The organism is Streptomyces sp. NPDC000983 (assembly GCF_040299205.1).
Classification (GTDB): domain Bacteria; phylum Actinomycetota; class Actinomycetes; order Streptomycetales; family Streptomycetaceae; genus Streptomyces.
In genome coordinates this window covers 136676-150782 of sequence record NZ_JBEPBM010000006.1, presented here as the reverse complement: position 1 = coordinate 150782, position 14107 = coordinate 136676, and the positions used below count along the sequence as shown (strand labels likewise).

Annotated in this window: 10 protein-coding genes; 5 read left to right on the top strand and 5 right to left on the bottom strand. The window is 73.6% G+C overall.

The features are described 5' to 3' along the window. Nucleotides 1-254: 254 nt before the first annotated feature. Entirely contained in the window at nt 255-830 is a 576-nt protein-coding gene (locus ABT296_RS09175) for an adenylosuccinate lyase (RefSeq protein WP_351924909.1), read from the top strand. Between the two features lie 37 nt (nt 831-867). Here the strand turns inward: ABT296_RS09175 and ABT296_RS09170 are convergent, their stop codons facing one another. From ABT296_RS09170 to ABT296_RS09160, 3 genes are all read right to left on the bottom strand, one after another. Next, nucleotides 868-1434: a GNAT family N-acetyltransferase gene (locus ABT296_RS09170; RefSeq protein ID WP_351924907.1), complete on the bottom strand. Its 567-nt coding sequence runs from the start codon at nt 1432-1434 to the stop codon at nt 868-870. 50 nt (nt 1435-1484) lie between these two features. After that, nucleotides 1485-3050: an alpha/beta hydrolase gene (locus ABT296_RS09165; RefSeq protein WP_351924905.1), complete on the bottom strand. Its 1566-nt coding sequence runs from the start codon at nt 3048-3050 to the stop codon at nt 1485-1487. A gap of 136 nt (nt 3051-3186) precedes the next feature. Beyond that, nucleotides 3187-4245 carry an Rv2578c family radical SAM protein gene (locus tag ABT296_RS09160; RefSeq protein ID WP_351924903.1) on the bottom strand — a complete coding sequence of 353 codons (1059 nt, stop codon included), beginning with the start codon at nt 4243-4245 and terminating at the stop codon, nt 3187-3189. A 143-nt stretch (nt 4246-4388) separates the two neighbouring features. Here ABT296_RS09160 and ABT296_RS09155 point away from each other — a divergent pair, with 143 nt between their 5' ends. From ABT296_RS09155 to ABT296_RS09140, 4 genes are all read left to right on the top strand, one after another. After that, nucleotides 4389-4832 (top strand): SRPBCC family protein, encoded by a 444-nt coding sequence (locus tag ABT296_RS09155; protein WP_351924901.1) that lies wholly within the window; start codon nt 4389-4391, stop codon nt 4830-4832. Nucleotides 4833-4991: 159 nt separating this feature from the next. After that, a complete protein-coding gene (locus ABT296_RS09150) occupies nt 4992-7352 on the top strand; it encodes an MFS transporter (protein ID WP_351924899.1) in 2361 nt (786 codons plus the stop codon). A gap of 145 nt (nt 7353-7497) precedes the next feature. After that, complete coding sequence (locus tag ABT296_RS09145) at nt 7498-9954, top strand: SpoIIE family protein phosphatase (protein WP_351924897.1); 2457 nt, start codon at nt 7498-7500, stop codon at nt 9952-9954. 170 nt (nt 9955-10124) lie between these two features. Then, nucleotides 10125-10850, top strand: coding sequence for a class I SAM-dependent methyltransferase (locus tag ABT296_RS09140; RefSeq protein WP_351924895.1), 726 nt, complete (start codon nt 10125-10127; stop codon nt 10848-10850). A gap of 48 nt (nt 10851-10898) precedes the next feature. Here ABT296_RS09140 and ABT296_RS09135 read toward each other — a convergent pair whose 3' ends face one another. Both ABT296_RS09135 and ABT296_RS09130 read right to left on the bottom strand, forming a co-directional pair. Beyond that, entirely contained in the window at nt 10899-13484 is a 2586-nt protein-coding gene (locus ABT296_RS09135; protein WP_351924893.1) for an immunoglobulin I-set domain protein, read from the bottom strand. A gap of 75 nt (nt 13485-13559) precedes the next feature. Beyond that, nucleotides 13560-14087 (bottom strand): hypothetical protein, encoded by a 528-nt coding sequence (locus tag ABT296_RS09130; protein WP_351924891.1) that lies wholly within the window; start codon nt 14085-14087, stop codon nt 13560-13562. Nucleotides 14088-14107: the final 20 nt, after the last annotated feature.

The window sequence follows — 14107 nt, the reverse complement described above, 5'->3', positions numbered from 1 at the left end:
CGTGGACGTGCACACGTCCGGCGAACGGTGAGGCCGACCGGCCCTGTCCCGTGGCCGAGTCGTACTGCGGTACCTGGGGCACCGAACCGACTGCTCCCACGGCGGCTGCGTCACCAGGCCACCGCGGGTCGAAAACGAGAGGGTGTCTCGCTCGTCTGAGCTTAACCCGCCGGTAACGAGCGCGCCAGCCCCTCTCCTTGACCGTCTTTGTGATGTAGGTCCCGCGCCGGTGGGGGCACCCCTAGGGTCGGACCATGGACGAAGAGTTGCGATCACTCACGGAGCGCTTACGGCGGGAGTCCGGCGGCGGTGCCGGCTTCGAGCGGCTGGCGGCCACCGAGGACGTCGACGAACTGGCCGAGGTGCTGGTCGCGCCGGGGCACGCGCTGTGGGCCCGGGAGCTGGCCGCGTTCCGGCTGGGACTCGCGGGGGACCGGCGGGCGTTCGAGGCGCTCGTCCTGCTGCTCAACCACCGCGACCCCGAGCGCTGCCGGTCCGCGGCCCACGCCCTGGCCCGGCTCGGCGATCCCCGCACCGCCCGGGCGGCCGCCGCCCTCGCCACGAACGAACTGCGGGTCGCCTACGCGCTGCACCCGGTCCGGCTGCTGGTCGTACTGCGCGCCCCCGAGGCCGTCCCCGCGCTGATCACCACCCTGAAGCGGCGGCTGCGCCCGCACGACCCCTACCGCCGGGTCGCGCTGGCCTGCGTCGACGGGCTGGGCGACCTGGGCGACACCCGCGCCCGGCCCGTACTGGACGAGGCGCTGGCCCACCCCGCGCTCGCCGAGGCCGCGGTACGGGCGCTGGCCCGCATCCCGGCACAGCGGTGAGCGGGACCGCGTCGCGCGCCCCGACCGGCGGTGAGGGTCAGGGCGCCGTCAACTCCCGTGCGTAGCGCAGCTCGGGGACCGGGACGCCGTCCGCCTCGAAGGTCTCCTCGGCGCCGTCGGGGCGGAAGCCCGCCCGCTCGTAGAAGCGCCGGGCGCGGGCGTTGTCCTTGAGGACCCACAGCAGCATCCGGGGGTGCCCGGCGGCGGCGCACCGGCGCAGGGACTCCGCCAGCAGGGCCCGGCCGGCCCCGGAGCCGTACAGGGCGGGGTCGACGTAGACGGCGTACAGCTCGGCGTCGGGGGTGCGCAGGTCGCCCGCGCGGTAGGGACCGTGGCAGGACCAGCCGACGGCCCGGCCGTCCCGCTCGGCGATCAGGTTCACCGTGGTGCCGTCGGCCCGGGCGAAGCGGGCCCGGTGCCGGTCGGCGTCCTCGGGGACGCTGAGGGCGTCCAGATGGGACTGCGGCATCATGCCGCGGTAGGCGGTGCGCCAGCCGCCGACGCGGATCTCGGCGACGCGGTCGCAGTCGGCGTACGTCATCTCCCGTATGCGCAGCTGCGCTTCCGCGCCGCCGGGGGCGGGCGTCCTGGTGGGCTCGGTCATGGGTCCATCGTGGACCACCGGCCGCCGACGCCCGCCCCCGGCGGGTGGATTCAGCCGCGGAAGCCCAGCAGCCCGTGGAGCGTCGAGCCCCGGGAGGTGCTCGCCGACCTCGCGGCGGCCGGCTCCGGGTCGGGCAGCGCCTCGCAGACCGCGTCGGCCTCACCGCTGCCGCGCGGCACCGTGCCGTCGGTGAGATAGCGCGCCAGGTGCCCGTCCAGGCAGGCGTTGCCGCTCAGTGAGACGCCGTGGTTCTGGCCGCCCTCCTCCACCACCAGGCTGGAGCCGCGCAGCAGCCGGTTGGCCATCACGGCGCCCTCGTACGGCGTGGCCGCGTCCCCGGTCGCCTGGAGCAGCAGCGCGGGCGGCAGTTCGGCGTTGGCGACGTTCACCGGCTTGAGGGACTCGGTCGGCCAGAACGCGCACGGCGCGTTGTACCAGGCGTTGCTCCACGCCATGAACGGCGCCTTGCGGTAGACCGCCCAGTTGTCCGCACGCCACTGCCGCCAGTCGCGCGGCCACTTCGCGTCACGGCACTGCACCGCGGTGTAGACGCTGTAGCCGTTGTCGCCCGAGGCGTCCACGGCGGCGAAGTTGTCGTACGTCTCCACCAGCGCCTCGGTGTCGCCGTCGTTCGTGTACGCGGCGAACGCCTCGGCGAGATAGGGCCAGTAGCCGTTGTAGTAGCCGCCGGGCAGGAAGGTCTCCTCCAGTTCGGCGGGGCCCACCCGGCCGCCGGCCGGGTCCTTCGCCAGCTCGGCCCGCATCGCGTACCAGCGCTTCTCGATCTTCGCCGGGTCGGTGCCCAGCCGGTAGGTCGCGTCGTGCCGGGCGACCCAGGCCATGAAGGCGAGGTGACGGTCGTTGAAGGCGTAGTCCTGGGCGAGGTTGTTCCGGTACCAGACGCCGGTCGGGTCCACCACGGAGTCCAGCACCAGGCGCCGCACCCGCTCGGGGAAGAGCCGGGCGTAGACCGCGCCGAGGTAGGTGCCGTACGAGTAGCCGAAGTAGTTGATCCGCTCGGCGCCCACCGCCCGCCGGATCCGGTCCATGTCCCGCACGGCGCTGACCGTGTCGATGTACGGCAGCACGTCCGCGTGCTTGTCGCCGCACGCCTTCGCGAACGTCTGCGCGCGGGTGAGGTTGGCCCGTTCCAGCGCCGGGGTGCTCGGCACCGAGTCGGGGCGGACCGGGTCGAAGTGGCCGGGCAGACAGTCCAGCGCGGGCTCGCTCCTGCCGACCCCGCGCGGGTCGAAGCCGATGACGTCGTACTGCGCGGCCACCGACTCGGGCAGCGAGTTCGCCACGAAACCGGCGAGCGTCAGCCCGCTGCCGCCGGGGCCGCCGGGGTTGACCAGCAGCGGGCCCTGGTACTTCTTCGCGGTGTGCGGGACCCGGGAGAGCGCCAGCGTGATCTTCCGCCCCCGCGGATTCGCGTGGTCCAGCGGTACTTCGAGGGACGCGCACTGCAGGGTCGGGTAGGAGGCGGTGCCGCAGTCCTTCCAGGAGAGCTGTGCGGCGGTGGTGGCGCCCCGGTCGTCCGCCTCGGCGGGGACGGCCGTCAGCGTCCCGGCCACGACGACGGCCGCACCGCACAGCAGGGCTGCGCTTCTTCTCATCGAGTCCTCCCAGGACGGCGGGTGTTCGGACCGCGAGGGTCACGGTCCACGCCGCATCGTCCCGGAAAGCCCGGCCGGACGAACGTCTTCTGCCGATACTTGACCCGATTGGGCCGTGCGTTGCCTCCGGATGCGCTCAGATCAGGGTGAGTTGGACCGGTTCGACCGGCCGCTCCTCGGCCGCCGGGGGCTCGGGGAGCCGGCGGGGCATGCCCGCGCGGTTCGGGCCGATGCCGTACTCCTCGGCCAGCTCGTGCACCTGACGGGTGATCCGGCGCTGGTACCACTTCGGGGCGTAGGCGCCGTCCGCGTACAGCCGTTCGTAACGGCGCACCAGGTACGGGTGGTGGCGTTCGAGCCAGGCCATGAACCACTCGCGGGCGCCGGGGCGCAGATGGAGCACCAGCGGGGTCACCGAGGTGGCGCCCGCGGCGGCGATCGCCCGCACGGTGGCCCGCAGCCGGTCCGGACCGTCCCCGAGGAAGGGGATCACCGGCGCCATCAGCACCCCGCACCCGATGCCGCGCCCGCTCAGGGTGCGCACCACCTCCAGGCGCCGCTCGGGGGCGGGCGTGCCCGGCTCCACGGTGCGCCACAGCTCGGTGTCGAGGAAGCCGACCGAGACGGAGATCCCGACGTCCGTCACCGCGGCGGCCTGTTCGAGCAGGTCCAGGTCGCGCAGGATGAGGGTGCCCTTGGTGAGGATCGAGAAGGGGTTGGCGTGGTCGCGCAGGGCGCCGAGGATGCCCGGCATCAGCCGGTAGCGGCCCTCGGCCCGCTGGTAGCAGTCGACGTTGGTGCCCATCGCGATGTGGTCGCCGGTCCAGCGCTGCGAGCCGAGCTGACGGGCCAGCAGCTCCGGGGCGTTCACCTTGACCACGATCTGGGAGTCGAAGCCGAGCCCGGTGTCGAGGTCCAGATAGCCGTGGGTGGAGCGCGCGAAGCAGTAGACGCACGCGTGCGTACAGCCCCGGTAGGGGTTGACGGTCCATTCGAAGGGCATGCGGGAGGCCCCCGGCACCCGGTTGATGATCGAGCGGGCCCGGATCTCGTGGAAGGTGATGCCACGGAACTCTGGGCTGTCGAAGGTTCTGGTGGTCACCGCGTCGGCGCCGAACAGCGCGGCGTCGGCCCGGCCGTGACCGGACTCCACCCGGCCGTGCCCGGACTCCAGGGCGAGGTTCTCCCAGCGCATGAGGCCTCCTCGGTAGCACTGCCCACAGAATAGAACACATGTTCCCTTGATCGTGCGACCCCGATTTGGGCGGCCGGGTCACGGGGTGGTTGGCTTGACCTCACCCCCCACAGGCCCTGGCACAACACCCCTGGAGGAAGTCAATGGCGCAGGTCGAGGCCACTACGGAGCGGATCGTCGCGGCGGACGCGGAGAAGGTGTTCGACGCCCTCGCCGACTACGAGGGCACCCGCCGGAAGGTCCTGCCCGAACACTTCAGCGAGTACGAGGTGCGGGAGGGCGGCGACGGCGAGGGCACCCTCGTGCACTGGAAGCTCCAGGCCACCAGCAAGCGCGTCCGCGACTGCCTGCTGGAGGTCACCGAGCCCAGCGACGGCGAACTGGTCGAGAAGGACCGCAACTCCTCCATGGTCACCACCTGGCGGGTCACCCCGGCCGGCGAGGGCAAGTCCCGGGTCGTGGTGACCACCGTCTGGCAGGGCGCGGGCGGCATCGGCGGCTTCTTCGAGAAGACCTTCGCCCCCAAGGGCCTCGGCCGTATCTACGACGACCTGCTCGACAGGCTCGCCGCCGAGGTCGAGAAGTAGGACGGCTCCTCAACGGGGCCGCTCCCGGCGGTCGTTGGCCGCCTCACCGAATCGGGTGGATCTTCCGCCCGGCCCGGCGTCCGCCGTAACCCGTCGCGCCCGCCGACCGTTGCCGCCTTCGAGCGGGAACCGTGCGGTGGCGCGACGAGGGGAGCGGACGTGGGCGGGATCACTCCGGCGCGGGACGAGGCGTCCGCCGCACCCCCCGTGCCGCCGCACCCCCGACCGGCCGAACTCGGCCCGCGCCAGGTGCGGTTGGTCTTCCTCGCCCTGATGCTCGCGCTGCTGCTGGCCGCGCTGGAGCAGATGATCGTGGCCACCGCGCTGCCGAGGATCGTCGGCGAACTGCACGGCCTGGACCGGATGTCCTGGGCGATCACCGCCTACCTGCTCACCTCCACAGTGGGCCTGCCCGTCTACGGCAAACTCGGCGACCTCCTCGGCCGCAAGGGCGTCTTCCAGTTCGCCATCGTCGTCTTCGTCATCGGCTCCGCCCTCGCCGGGCGCGCCGGGACCATGGACCAGCTCATCGCCTTCCGCGCCGTGCAGGGCGTCGGCGCCGGCGGACTCCTGATCGGCGTGCAGGCGATCATCGCCGACATCGTGCCGCCCCGGGAGCGCGGCCGGTACATGGGCCTGATCGGCGCCGCCTTCGGCCTCGCCTCCGTCGCCGGACCGCTGCTCGGCGGCTACTTCACCGACCACCTCTCCTGGCGCTGGTGCTTCTACTTCAACGTCCCCTTCGGCCTCCTCACCCTCGCCGTCGTCACCGCCGTGCTGAAGCTGCCCCGCCCGCGGACCGGGGCCCGGCTCGACGTCCTCGGCGCGCTGCTGCTCACCGCCGCCTCCACCTGCCTGGTCCTGCTGACCAGTTGGGGCGGGACCGAACACGCCTGGGGCTCGCGGACGATCCTCGGCCTCGGCGCGGGCGCCGCCGTGTCCGGCGCGCTCTTCCTCCTCGCCGAGCGCCACGCCGCCGAACCGCTCATCCCCCTACGGCTGTTCAGGGACTCCGTCTTCAACATCACCGGCCTGATCGGCCTGGTGGTGGGCGTCGCCCTGTTCGGGGCCGCCAGCTATCTGCCGACCTTCCTGCAGATGGTCGACGGGGCCTCCGCCACCGAGTCCGGGCTGCTGATGCTGCCCATGCTGGGCGGGATCGTCGGCGCCTCCGTCGTCGCCGGACAGCTCATCAGCCACACCGGCCGCTACAAGGTCCACCCCGTCCTCGGCGGCGCCCTCTCGGCGGCCGGTATGTGGCTGCTGTCCGGCCTCGACGCCGACACGCCCCGGCTGCACTACAGCCTCTGGATGGCCGTCCTCGGCGCCGGCATCGGGATGGTCATGCCCGTCCTGGTCCTCGCCGTGCAGAACTCCGTGCGCCCCGCCGACCTCGGCACCGCCACCAGCGCCAACAACTACTTCCGGCAGATCGGCGGCAGCGTCGGCGCCGCGGTCTTCGGCACCCTCTTCGCCGACCGGCTCACCGACGCCCTGGCCGGCCGGCTGCCCGCCGCGCCGGGCGCCGGGCTGCCCGACCCCGCGTCGATCACCCCGCAGGCCGTCCACGCGCTGCCCCCGCACCTGCGCGACGTCTACGTCCAGGCCTACGCCGACGCCATGCCGAGGATCTTCCTCTACCTCGTGCCGGTCCTCCTGCTCGGCCTGGTCCTCGCCTTCTTCCTCAAGGAGAAACCCCTGGTGGCCCACGACACCCCCGCGGCCGACACCCGGGTCCCGCCGGCCCGTTCGGAGCGTGCCGACGGCGTGCCCGTCCGCGGCGCCGTACGCCACCCCGACGGAACGGCCGTACCGGGCGCGGCACTCACCCTCATCGACGCCGGAGGCGAGCAGACCGGGCGCGGCGGCAGCGGCGCGGACGGACGGTACGCGCTGTCCGCACCCGGGCCGGGGGCGTACGTCCTGATCGCCGCCGCCGGCGGACACCAGCCGCAGGCCGTCGCGGTGACCGTCGGCGAACGCCCGGTCGACCTCGACGTCCTGCTCGGCGGCGCGGGGCGTGTCGCCGGCACCGTGCGCACCCCCGACGGCGGCGCCGTGCCGGAGGCGACCGTCACCCTCACCGACGTGGACGGCCGGGTCGTCGCCACCACCCGCTCCGGCCCCCTGGGCGACTTCGCCGTCACCGAACTCCCCGCGGGCGAGTACACCCTCGCCGCCGGCGCGCCGGACTTCCGCCCGGCCGCCCTGCCCGTCTCGGTGCGCGCCGCCCGGGAGACCGTCCAGGACATCGAACTCGCCGGGGGAGCCGTCCTGCGCGGCACCGTCCGCGCCGGCGGCGGACGGCCCGCCGAGGACGCCCGGGTGACCCTGCTGGACGCGGCGGGCAACGTCGCCGACACCCTCACCACCGGCCCGGACGGGACCTTCCGGTTCGTCGATCTGTCGTCCGGCGAGTACACCGTGATCGCCACGGGCTATCCGCCGGTCGCCAGCGTGCTCCGGGTGGCCGGCGGCGGGCGCACGGAACGCGATCTTCAGCTGGGGCACGAGGGCTGAGGGGTACCTGCCGGTAGCCGGGAGCGTGCGCCGGGGCGGACGGACCCGTCAATTACCCCGTTGCCCCACATCACCACCGGCTCGCGCCGTACGGTGGTGTCGGCGGGACAGATCTTGCCAAGCCGTGGGGAGAGAGGCCTTGGCCATGGACCGTGGCACCGAGCGGGACGCACCTCCCGGCCGCGGAGCCGGTGACGGCGCACCGGAACACGCCGCCGGCGGACGTGTTCCGCTGGCCGTCGTCGTGGTGGACCGGGAGGGCCTGGTCTCCCACTGGAGCAGCGGCGCACGGCGGCTGTTCGGCGCGGCCAAGGACGAGGCGATCGGACGGCCCGCCGCCGACCTGCTCCCCGTCTCCGGCGCCCTCCCCGACGAACCGGACACCGCCCCGTACGGCATGTACACGGCCTACGACGCCCTCGGGCCCGATCTGGAGTCCTCCCTCGACGGACGGCTCAACTTCCCCGCCGCCGGCCGCGCCCGCCTCGCCCTGCCCGGCACCGACCGCTCCGACGTGCTGTGGTGGGCGTACCCCCTGGTCGGCCCCGGCAGCGAGCGGCTGCTGGTGCTGGCGGCCGACGCGGACGGACTGAGCCGCCAGGACCCCGACCACCCGGACGGCGAGCGCATCGCCCCCGGGTTCGCCCTGCACACCGACTTCCCCGGCGCCGAACAACTCGCGCGCCGGCTGCCCGAGATCCTGCCCAGCATGAGCGTCGGCGAGAGCACCCGCATCGTCGCCCAGATCCTCGAACTGGGCTATCCCGTGCTGGAGTTCAGCCAGAACGACCGGGTGCCCGTCACCCCGGACTGGGGTGTGCCGCGGCGCGCCGAGCGCAGGGCCCGCCGGGAACGCGCGGCCCGGGCCGCGGCGCTCGGACTGCCCGCGCCGGAGCCGGCCGCGGAGGACGCCGAGGACCTGGAGTACGCCGCGGTCCGCGAGCGTCTGGAGTTCCTCAACGAGGTCAGCGGCCGCATCGGCACCTCCCTGGACCTGTCCCGGACCATCACCGAGGTCAGCCGGGCCGTCGTGCCCCGCTTCACCGATGTCGCCGGCACCTACCTGCGCGAACAGGTCGTCGCCGGCGAGGGGTTCGCCGACGGCGTGCCGGACACCACCACCCTGTGGCACCGGGTCGCCGTCGAGCACACCGACGAACCCGGCCGCTGGGACGACGTCGTGCCGGTCGGCGAGGCGATGCCCTTCCCCGCGCACACCCCGTTCTTCCAGTGCATGACCACCGGGGAACCCGTGCTGGTGCCGCGGATCAGCGAGCAGATGGGCCACGCCATCGCCTCGCAGTTCGAGAAGCGCGACATCCGGCCGCTGATCACCAACCGCTCCATGCTGGTCGTACCGCTCAAGGCCCGCAACGTCGTCCTCGGGTTCATGATCCTGCTGCGCCACCCCGAGCGCCCCGTCTTCAACGACATGGACCGGGTCACCGGCGCCGAACTCGCCGCCCGCGCCGGGCTCGTGCTCGACAACGCGCGCATGTACACCTTCCAGGAGAACGTCGCCGAGACGCTCCAGGACAGCATGCTGCCGCACATCCCGGCCCGCATGGCCGGCTGCGACATCGCCACCCGCTATCTGCCGGGCACCCTCCTCGGCCGGATCGGCGGCGACTGGTTCGACTCGGTCAAACTCCCCGGCGCGCGCACCGCCCTCGTCGTCGGCGACGTGATGGGCCACGGCCTCAACTCCGCCGCGATGATGGGCCAGTTGAGGACGGCCGTACAGACCATGGCCGCGCTGGACCTGCCGCCCGCGCAACTCCTGCGCAACCTCGACGACCTCGCCCAGCGCCTCGGTGACACCTACCTCGCGACCTGCCTCTACGCCGTCTACGACCCGATCGCCGGCGAACTCACCCTCGCCAACGCGGGCCACATCCCGCCCGTGCTGGTGCGCGCCGAGGACGGCCGCAGCGAACTGCTCGACCTTCCGACGGGGGCGCCCATAGGAGTCGGCGGCGTGCCCTTCGAGTCGGTGCGGGTGCCGGTGGCGCCCGGGGACCGGCTGGTGATGTGCACCGACGGGCTGGTCGAGGTCCGCGGTGAGGACATCGGCGTGGGACTGGCCACCCTGTGCGAGTCCGCCGCCCACCCGGCGGCCTCCATGGACGACGCCTGCGACACCATCATCCGCGCCCTCAACACCCGCGGCGGCCGCAAGGACGACGTGGCGCTGCTGATGGCCAGGCTGGCCGGCATCGGGCCCGAGGACGTCGCCGAATGGCGGATCGCCCGCGACCCCGCCCAGGTCGGCCGGGCCCGTGCGGCGGTCCGGGAGCAGCTGCACGACTGGGGGCTCGCCCGGCTCGCCGACGTCGCCGCGCTGCTCGCCGGCGAACTGGTCACCAACGCGCTGCGGCACTCGCACGGCCGCCCGGTCGAGGTGCGCCTGGTCCGCGGCGACACCCTGCTGTGCGAGGTGGACGACGACGACCACGAGCTGCCGACCCTGAGAAACGCCGGTCCCCTCGACGAGTTCGGCCGCGGGCTGCGGCTGGTGAGCACCCTCGCACGCGAGTGGGGCGCCAGCCGCACGCGGTCCGGGAAGAGCGTCTGGTTCGAGCTGACGCTGCCGAGGCGCTGACCCCGGCAAGCCGGGTCCGGTCGAGGCGCACGCGGCCGGTCGGGCGTACGCGGATCGAATGCGGCGTGAAGGAACGTGTGACGCGCTTGTAGCCCCGCGCGGGGCGCGATAGACCGTACTTCGCCCCGCCCGGCCGTGGCGGGATGCCTTCGCACCCTGGGGAGTTGGGCATGAGCGTGACGAGTCGGTACCGGGACGCCTGGGAGGGTTTCTGGCGGGAGGCGCCCGAGGAGGAGGGCGCGGTGTTCTGGGACGCGGAGCCGACGGTGACCGTCGGACCCCAACTGGCCCTGTTCGAACCGCTCCTGGTCGCGCCGACCCTGCCGCTGGTGGACGTGGGCTGCGGCAACGGCACCCAGACCCGGTTCCTCGCCGGCCGTTTCCCGCATGTCGTCGGGGTGGACCTGGCCGCCGCCGCGGTCGACCACGCCCGCCGGTCCGACCCCGCGGGCCTGGCCGGCTACCGGGTCCTGGACGCCGGGGAGAAGGACGAGACGCAGACGCTGCACGCCGAACTCGGCGACTCCAACGTCTATATGAGGGGCGTGCTGCACCAGGCGGAGCCCGAGGCCCGGCAGGCGCTGGTGGACGGCATCGCCACTCTGGTCGGCACCCGCGGCCGGGCCTTCCTGGTCGAGCTGGCCGAGGCGGCCAAGCCCGTCCTGATGGGCCTCGCCCAGGGCCCCTCGGGCCCGCCGGCCAAGCTCGCCCCCGTCTTCCGGCACGGCATCGCCCCCGGCGAGGTCGCCGACGACGCCGTGGCGGAGTACCTGCGGGCGGCCGGTCTCACCGTGGTGGCCTCCGGAGAGATGCCCCTGACCACCACCGAGCAGGGCCCGGACGGCACCCTCATCGAACTGCCGTCGAGATGGTTCGTCGTGGGCCGGCCGGACTGACACCCGCGTTCGCCCTCCCGGAGGGGCGCCGGGAGGGCGAACGCGCGCTCAGCCGGCCGTACGGCCGCGGCGGTACGCCACCCAGCCCGTCGCCGTCAGGGCCCCCGCCAGCGCGGCCAGCGAGACGACCGTGACGCCGGTGGAGGCCAGGCTGCCGCCGCTGCCCGCGGTGCCGATGCCGGAACCGCCGGTCGTGCCCCCCGTGGTGCCGGAGGCGCCGCCCGTGCCGGAGCCGCCGGTGCTCCCGCCCGTGCCGCCGGTGGAGCCCGAGCCGCCGCCGTCCCCGGTGCCGTCGCCGTCGCCGTCGCCGTCGTCGGTGTCGACGGGGTCCTGCCCGACGAAGCTCACCGGCACCTTCACGTCCTGGCCGCGGTCCCCGGAGAGGGTGTGGTCGGCGCGGGTGGCCAGCACGCACTTGGCCTTGAAGCAGTCCGTGAACTCGTCCTTGGCGTCCACGGTCAGCTCCACCGCGAAGCTGCCGCCCGGGCCGTAGGGGACGGCGAGGTCCTCGCCGTAGTCCGGCGGGTTGGAGGAGATCCACGCGGAGGAGTGGGAGGCGCCGCTCATGTCGACACCGCCGACGCAGGGCGTGGGCAGCTCGCCGGGGCCGTTGTCGACGCACAGGGCGACGTAGACGCCCTTGTCGACGTCGTAGCCGGAGCCGGTGACCTTCAGGGTCTGGTCCTCGGTGGCGAGGTGGTTGACCGGGGTGACGGTGAGCTTCTGGCCGTCGGGGCCGGTGACGGTCCGGGAGCCGGAGGGCTTCTCGGGGGTCTCACCGCCGTCACCGTCACCGTCACCGTCGCCTTCGTCGGCCTTCTTCACGGTCAGGGTGATCGGCGCGGTGCGGGTGGTGCCGGCCGGGTTGGCGAACTCGGCCCGGTACCGGTAGCCGTCCTGCGCCGCCCGCGCGGTGAAGGAGTAGGCGTTGTCGTCCGCGCCCTCGACGGCAGACCAGGTCTGGCCGCCGTCCGGGCTGACCTGCCAGCGCACCGTCGGCTCCGGGGCGCCCTCGGCCGCCGCGACGAACGTGACCTCGTCGCCCGCCTCGGCGGACCGGTCGGTGGGCGCCTGGGTCACCTTCGGCGACATGCGCAGGTCGTACTTGACGACCTTGCTCTCGGCCGACCTGGTCAGGTAGACGGACGTGGCGCCCGGCGCGACCGCGACACTCGCGTAGGTGCCGGTGCGGACACTGCCGGGCAGCGCGACCGCCTCGGCGACCGGACCGAATGTGGTGCTGTCGACGATCTGTAGCGACCCGGCGTTGTCGGTGGTGCCGTCGGAGAGGTCCTCGCGCAGTAGGAAGGCGCGTCCGGTGGTCCGGTCGAAGGCCGCGGCCATCGCCCGGTCCTCGCCGGTGAGGGTGGTCAGCAGGGTGCCGTCCGCCGAGAAGACGAGGACGGAAGGGCCGTTGCCGACCCAGACGTTGCCGGTCGCGGGGTCCGGCTCGACGAAGGTGACGACATCGGCGGTGAACGCGGTCGTGGCCGTGACCTGGAAGGTCCTGGTGTCCACCCGGCGCAGCACCGTCCCGTTCGCGTCGGTGCCGACCGACCAGGCCGCGTCCCGGGCGGCGTCCACGCCGAGTTCGCCGCCGCCCTCCAGGGCGAGGGTGGCGCGTACCTCGCCGGTGGCGAGGTCGGTCCGGCGCAGCTCGCCGCCCGCCGCGACCAGCACGGTGGAGGTGTCGGAGTCCTGGCCGACACCGGTGAAGGAGGCGCCGTTGAACCACAGGCCCCGCGCCACGGTGTCGCCGTCCTTCGCGGCCCCGATGCCGCGCAGCGGGTAGTGGAAGACCACCCCGTCGCCGGGGAGCGGGGCGACGATCCGGCGGACCACCCGGGCGGCGAGGGTGCCGTTGGGACCGGGAGCCTGCGCGATGTGGGACAGCGGCTTGCCGTCCCCGGCGTCCAGGGCGTACAGGCCCTGTTCGGCGACGTCCGCGGTGTCGGGGATGTTGTCCGAACCGACGTACAGCTTCCCCGAGTCGGGGTGGAGCAGCAGGTCCAGGGGGCGCCCCGCGGTGGTGAACTCGGCGGCCCCGGTGTAGCTCACGGTGCCCGGGGGGACGTCCACGCCGTCCCCGCCGCCGGTTCCGTCACCGGGGTCCTGGCCCTCGAAGGTGATCGGGATCCGGACGTCCTGGGAGCGGTCGCCGGCGGCGTTGTGGTCGACGCGGGTGACGACCGAGCAGGCCACCTCGGAGCAGTCCAGTCCGCTGTCCTTCGCCCGCACGCCCAGCCGGACGTCGAAGGTGCCGCCCTCGCCCCAGCGTTCGGCGACGGTGCCCGCGCCCTCGTCCGAGGCGTCCCTGGGGATGATCCATTTGGAGGCGCCGCTGTCGCCGCCCTGGTCGGCGCCGCCGAGACAGGGGGTGGGGATGCGGTTGTCGCCGTTGTCCTTGCACACGGCGACGTAGATGCCCTTGGTGTCGTCGTAGCCGGAGCCGGTGACGCGCAGGGTCTCGCCCTCGGGGTCCAGGTTCGCGGAGGCGGAGACGGTGAGTTTCTGGCCGTCCTTGCCGAGCGCCGTCCTGGGGGTGTCGGCCGCCTGTGCGGACGGGCCGGCGGCGGCGGAGGCGGCCACCAGCGCGGCGGCGCCGACGAACGCCGCCGGGCGTCTGAGATGCATCGGAGTTCCTCACATGTCGGGTGCGCCGGGGGGCGGGCCGGGCCCTCGGAGGGTGAGGGCCCGGCCTGGCGGTGCCTACTGGAAGGTGATGGGGACGTGCACGTCGTACTTGCGGTCGTTGGTGTCGAAGTGGTCGGCGCGGGTGACGATCGCGCAGTCGACGTCCTGGCCGCAGACGCTGCCGTCGTCGAGGGTGGCCTTGACGAAGATGTTCACGTTGAAGGTGCCGCCGGTGCCGAACCTGGAGCTGTTGGCGAACATGCCGCCGAAGATGTTGTTGACCCAGTGCGAGGCGCCGGTGGAGCCGCTCTCGTCCTGGCCGCCCAGGCACGGCGTCGGCTTGGAGGCACCCGGATTGCCCTCGACGACGCAGAGGCCGACGTAGATGCCCTGTCCGGTGTTGAAGCCCGAGCCGGTGACGTTGATGACCTGGCCGGCCGCCGACGCGGTGTTCGGGGCGGTCACCGAGAGGTTGTAGGTGGTGCTGCCGTCGACGATCGTGCGGGTCGAGGTGGCGGCGGAGGCCGAGGTGGCCAGGCCCAGGGTGAGCGCGGAGGCGGCGGCGACGGCGAGGGCGGCGCGGGAGGCGGTGACGACTCTCATGGGGGCAGGACCCTTCTGGG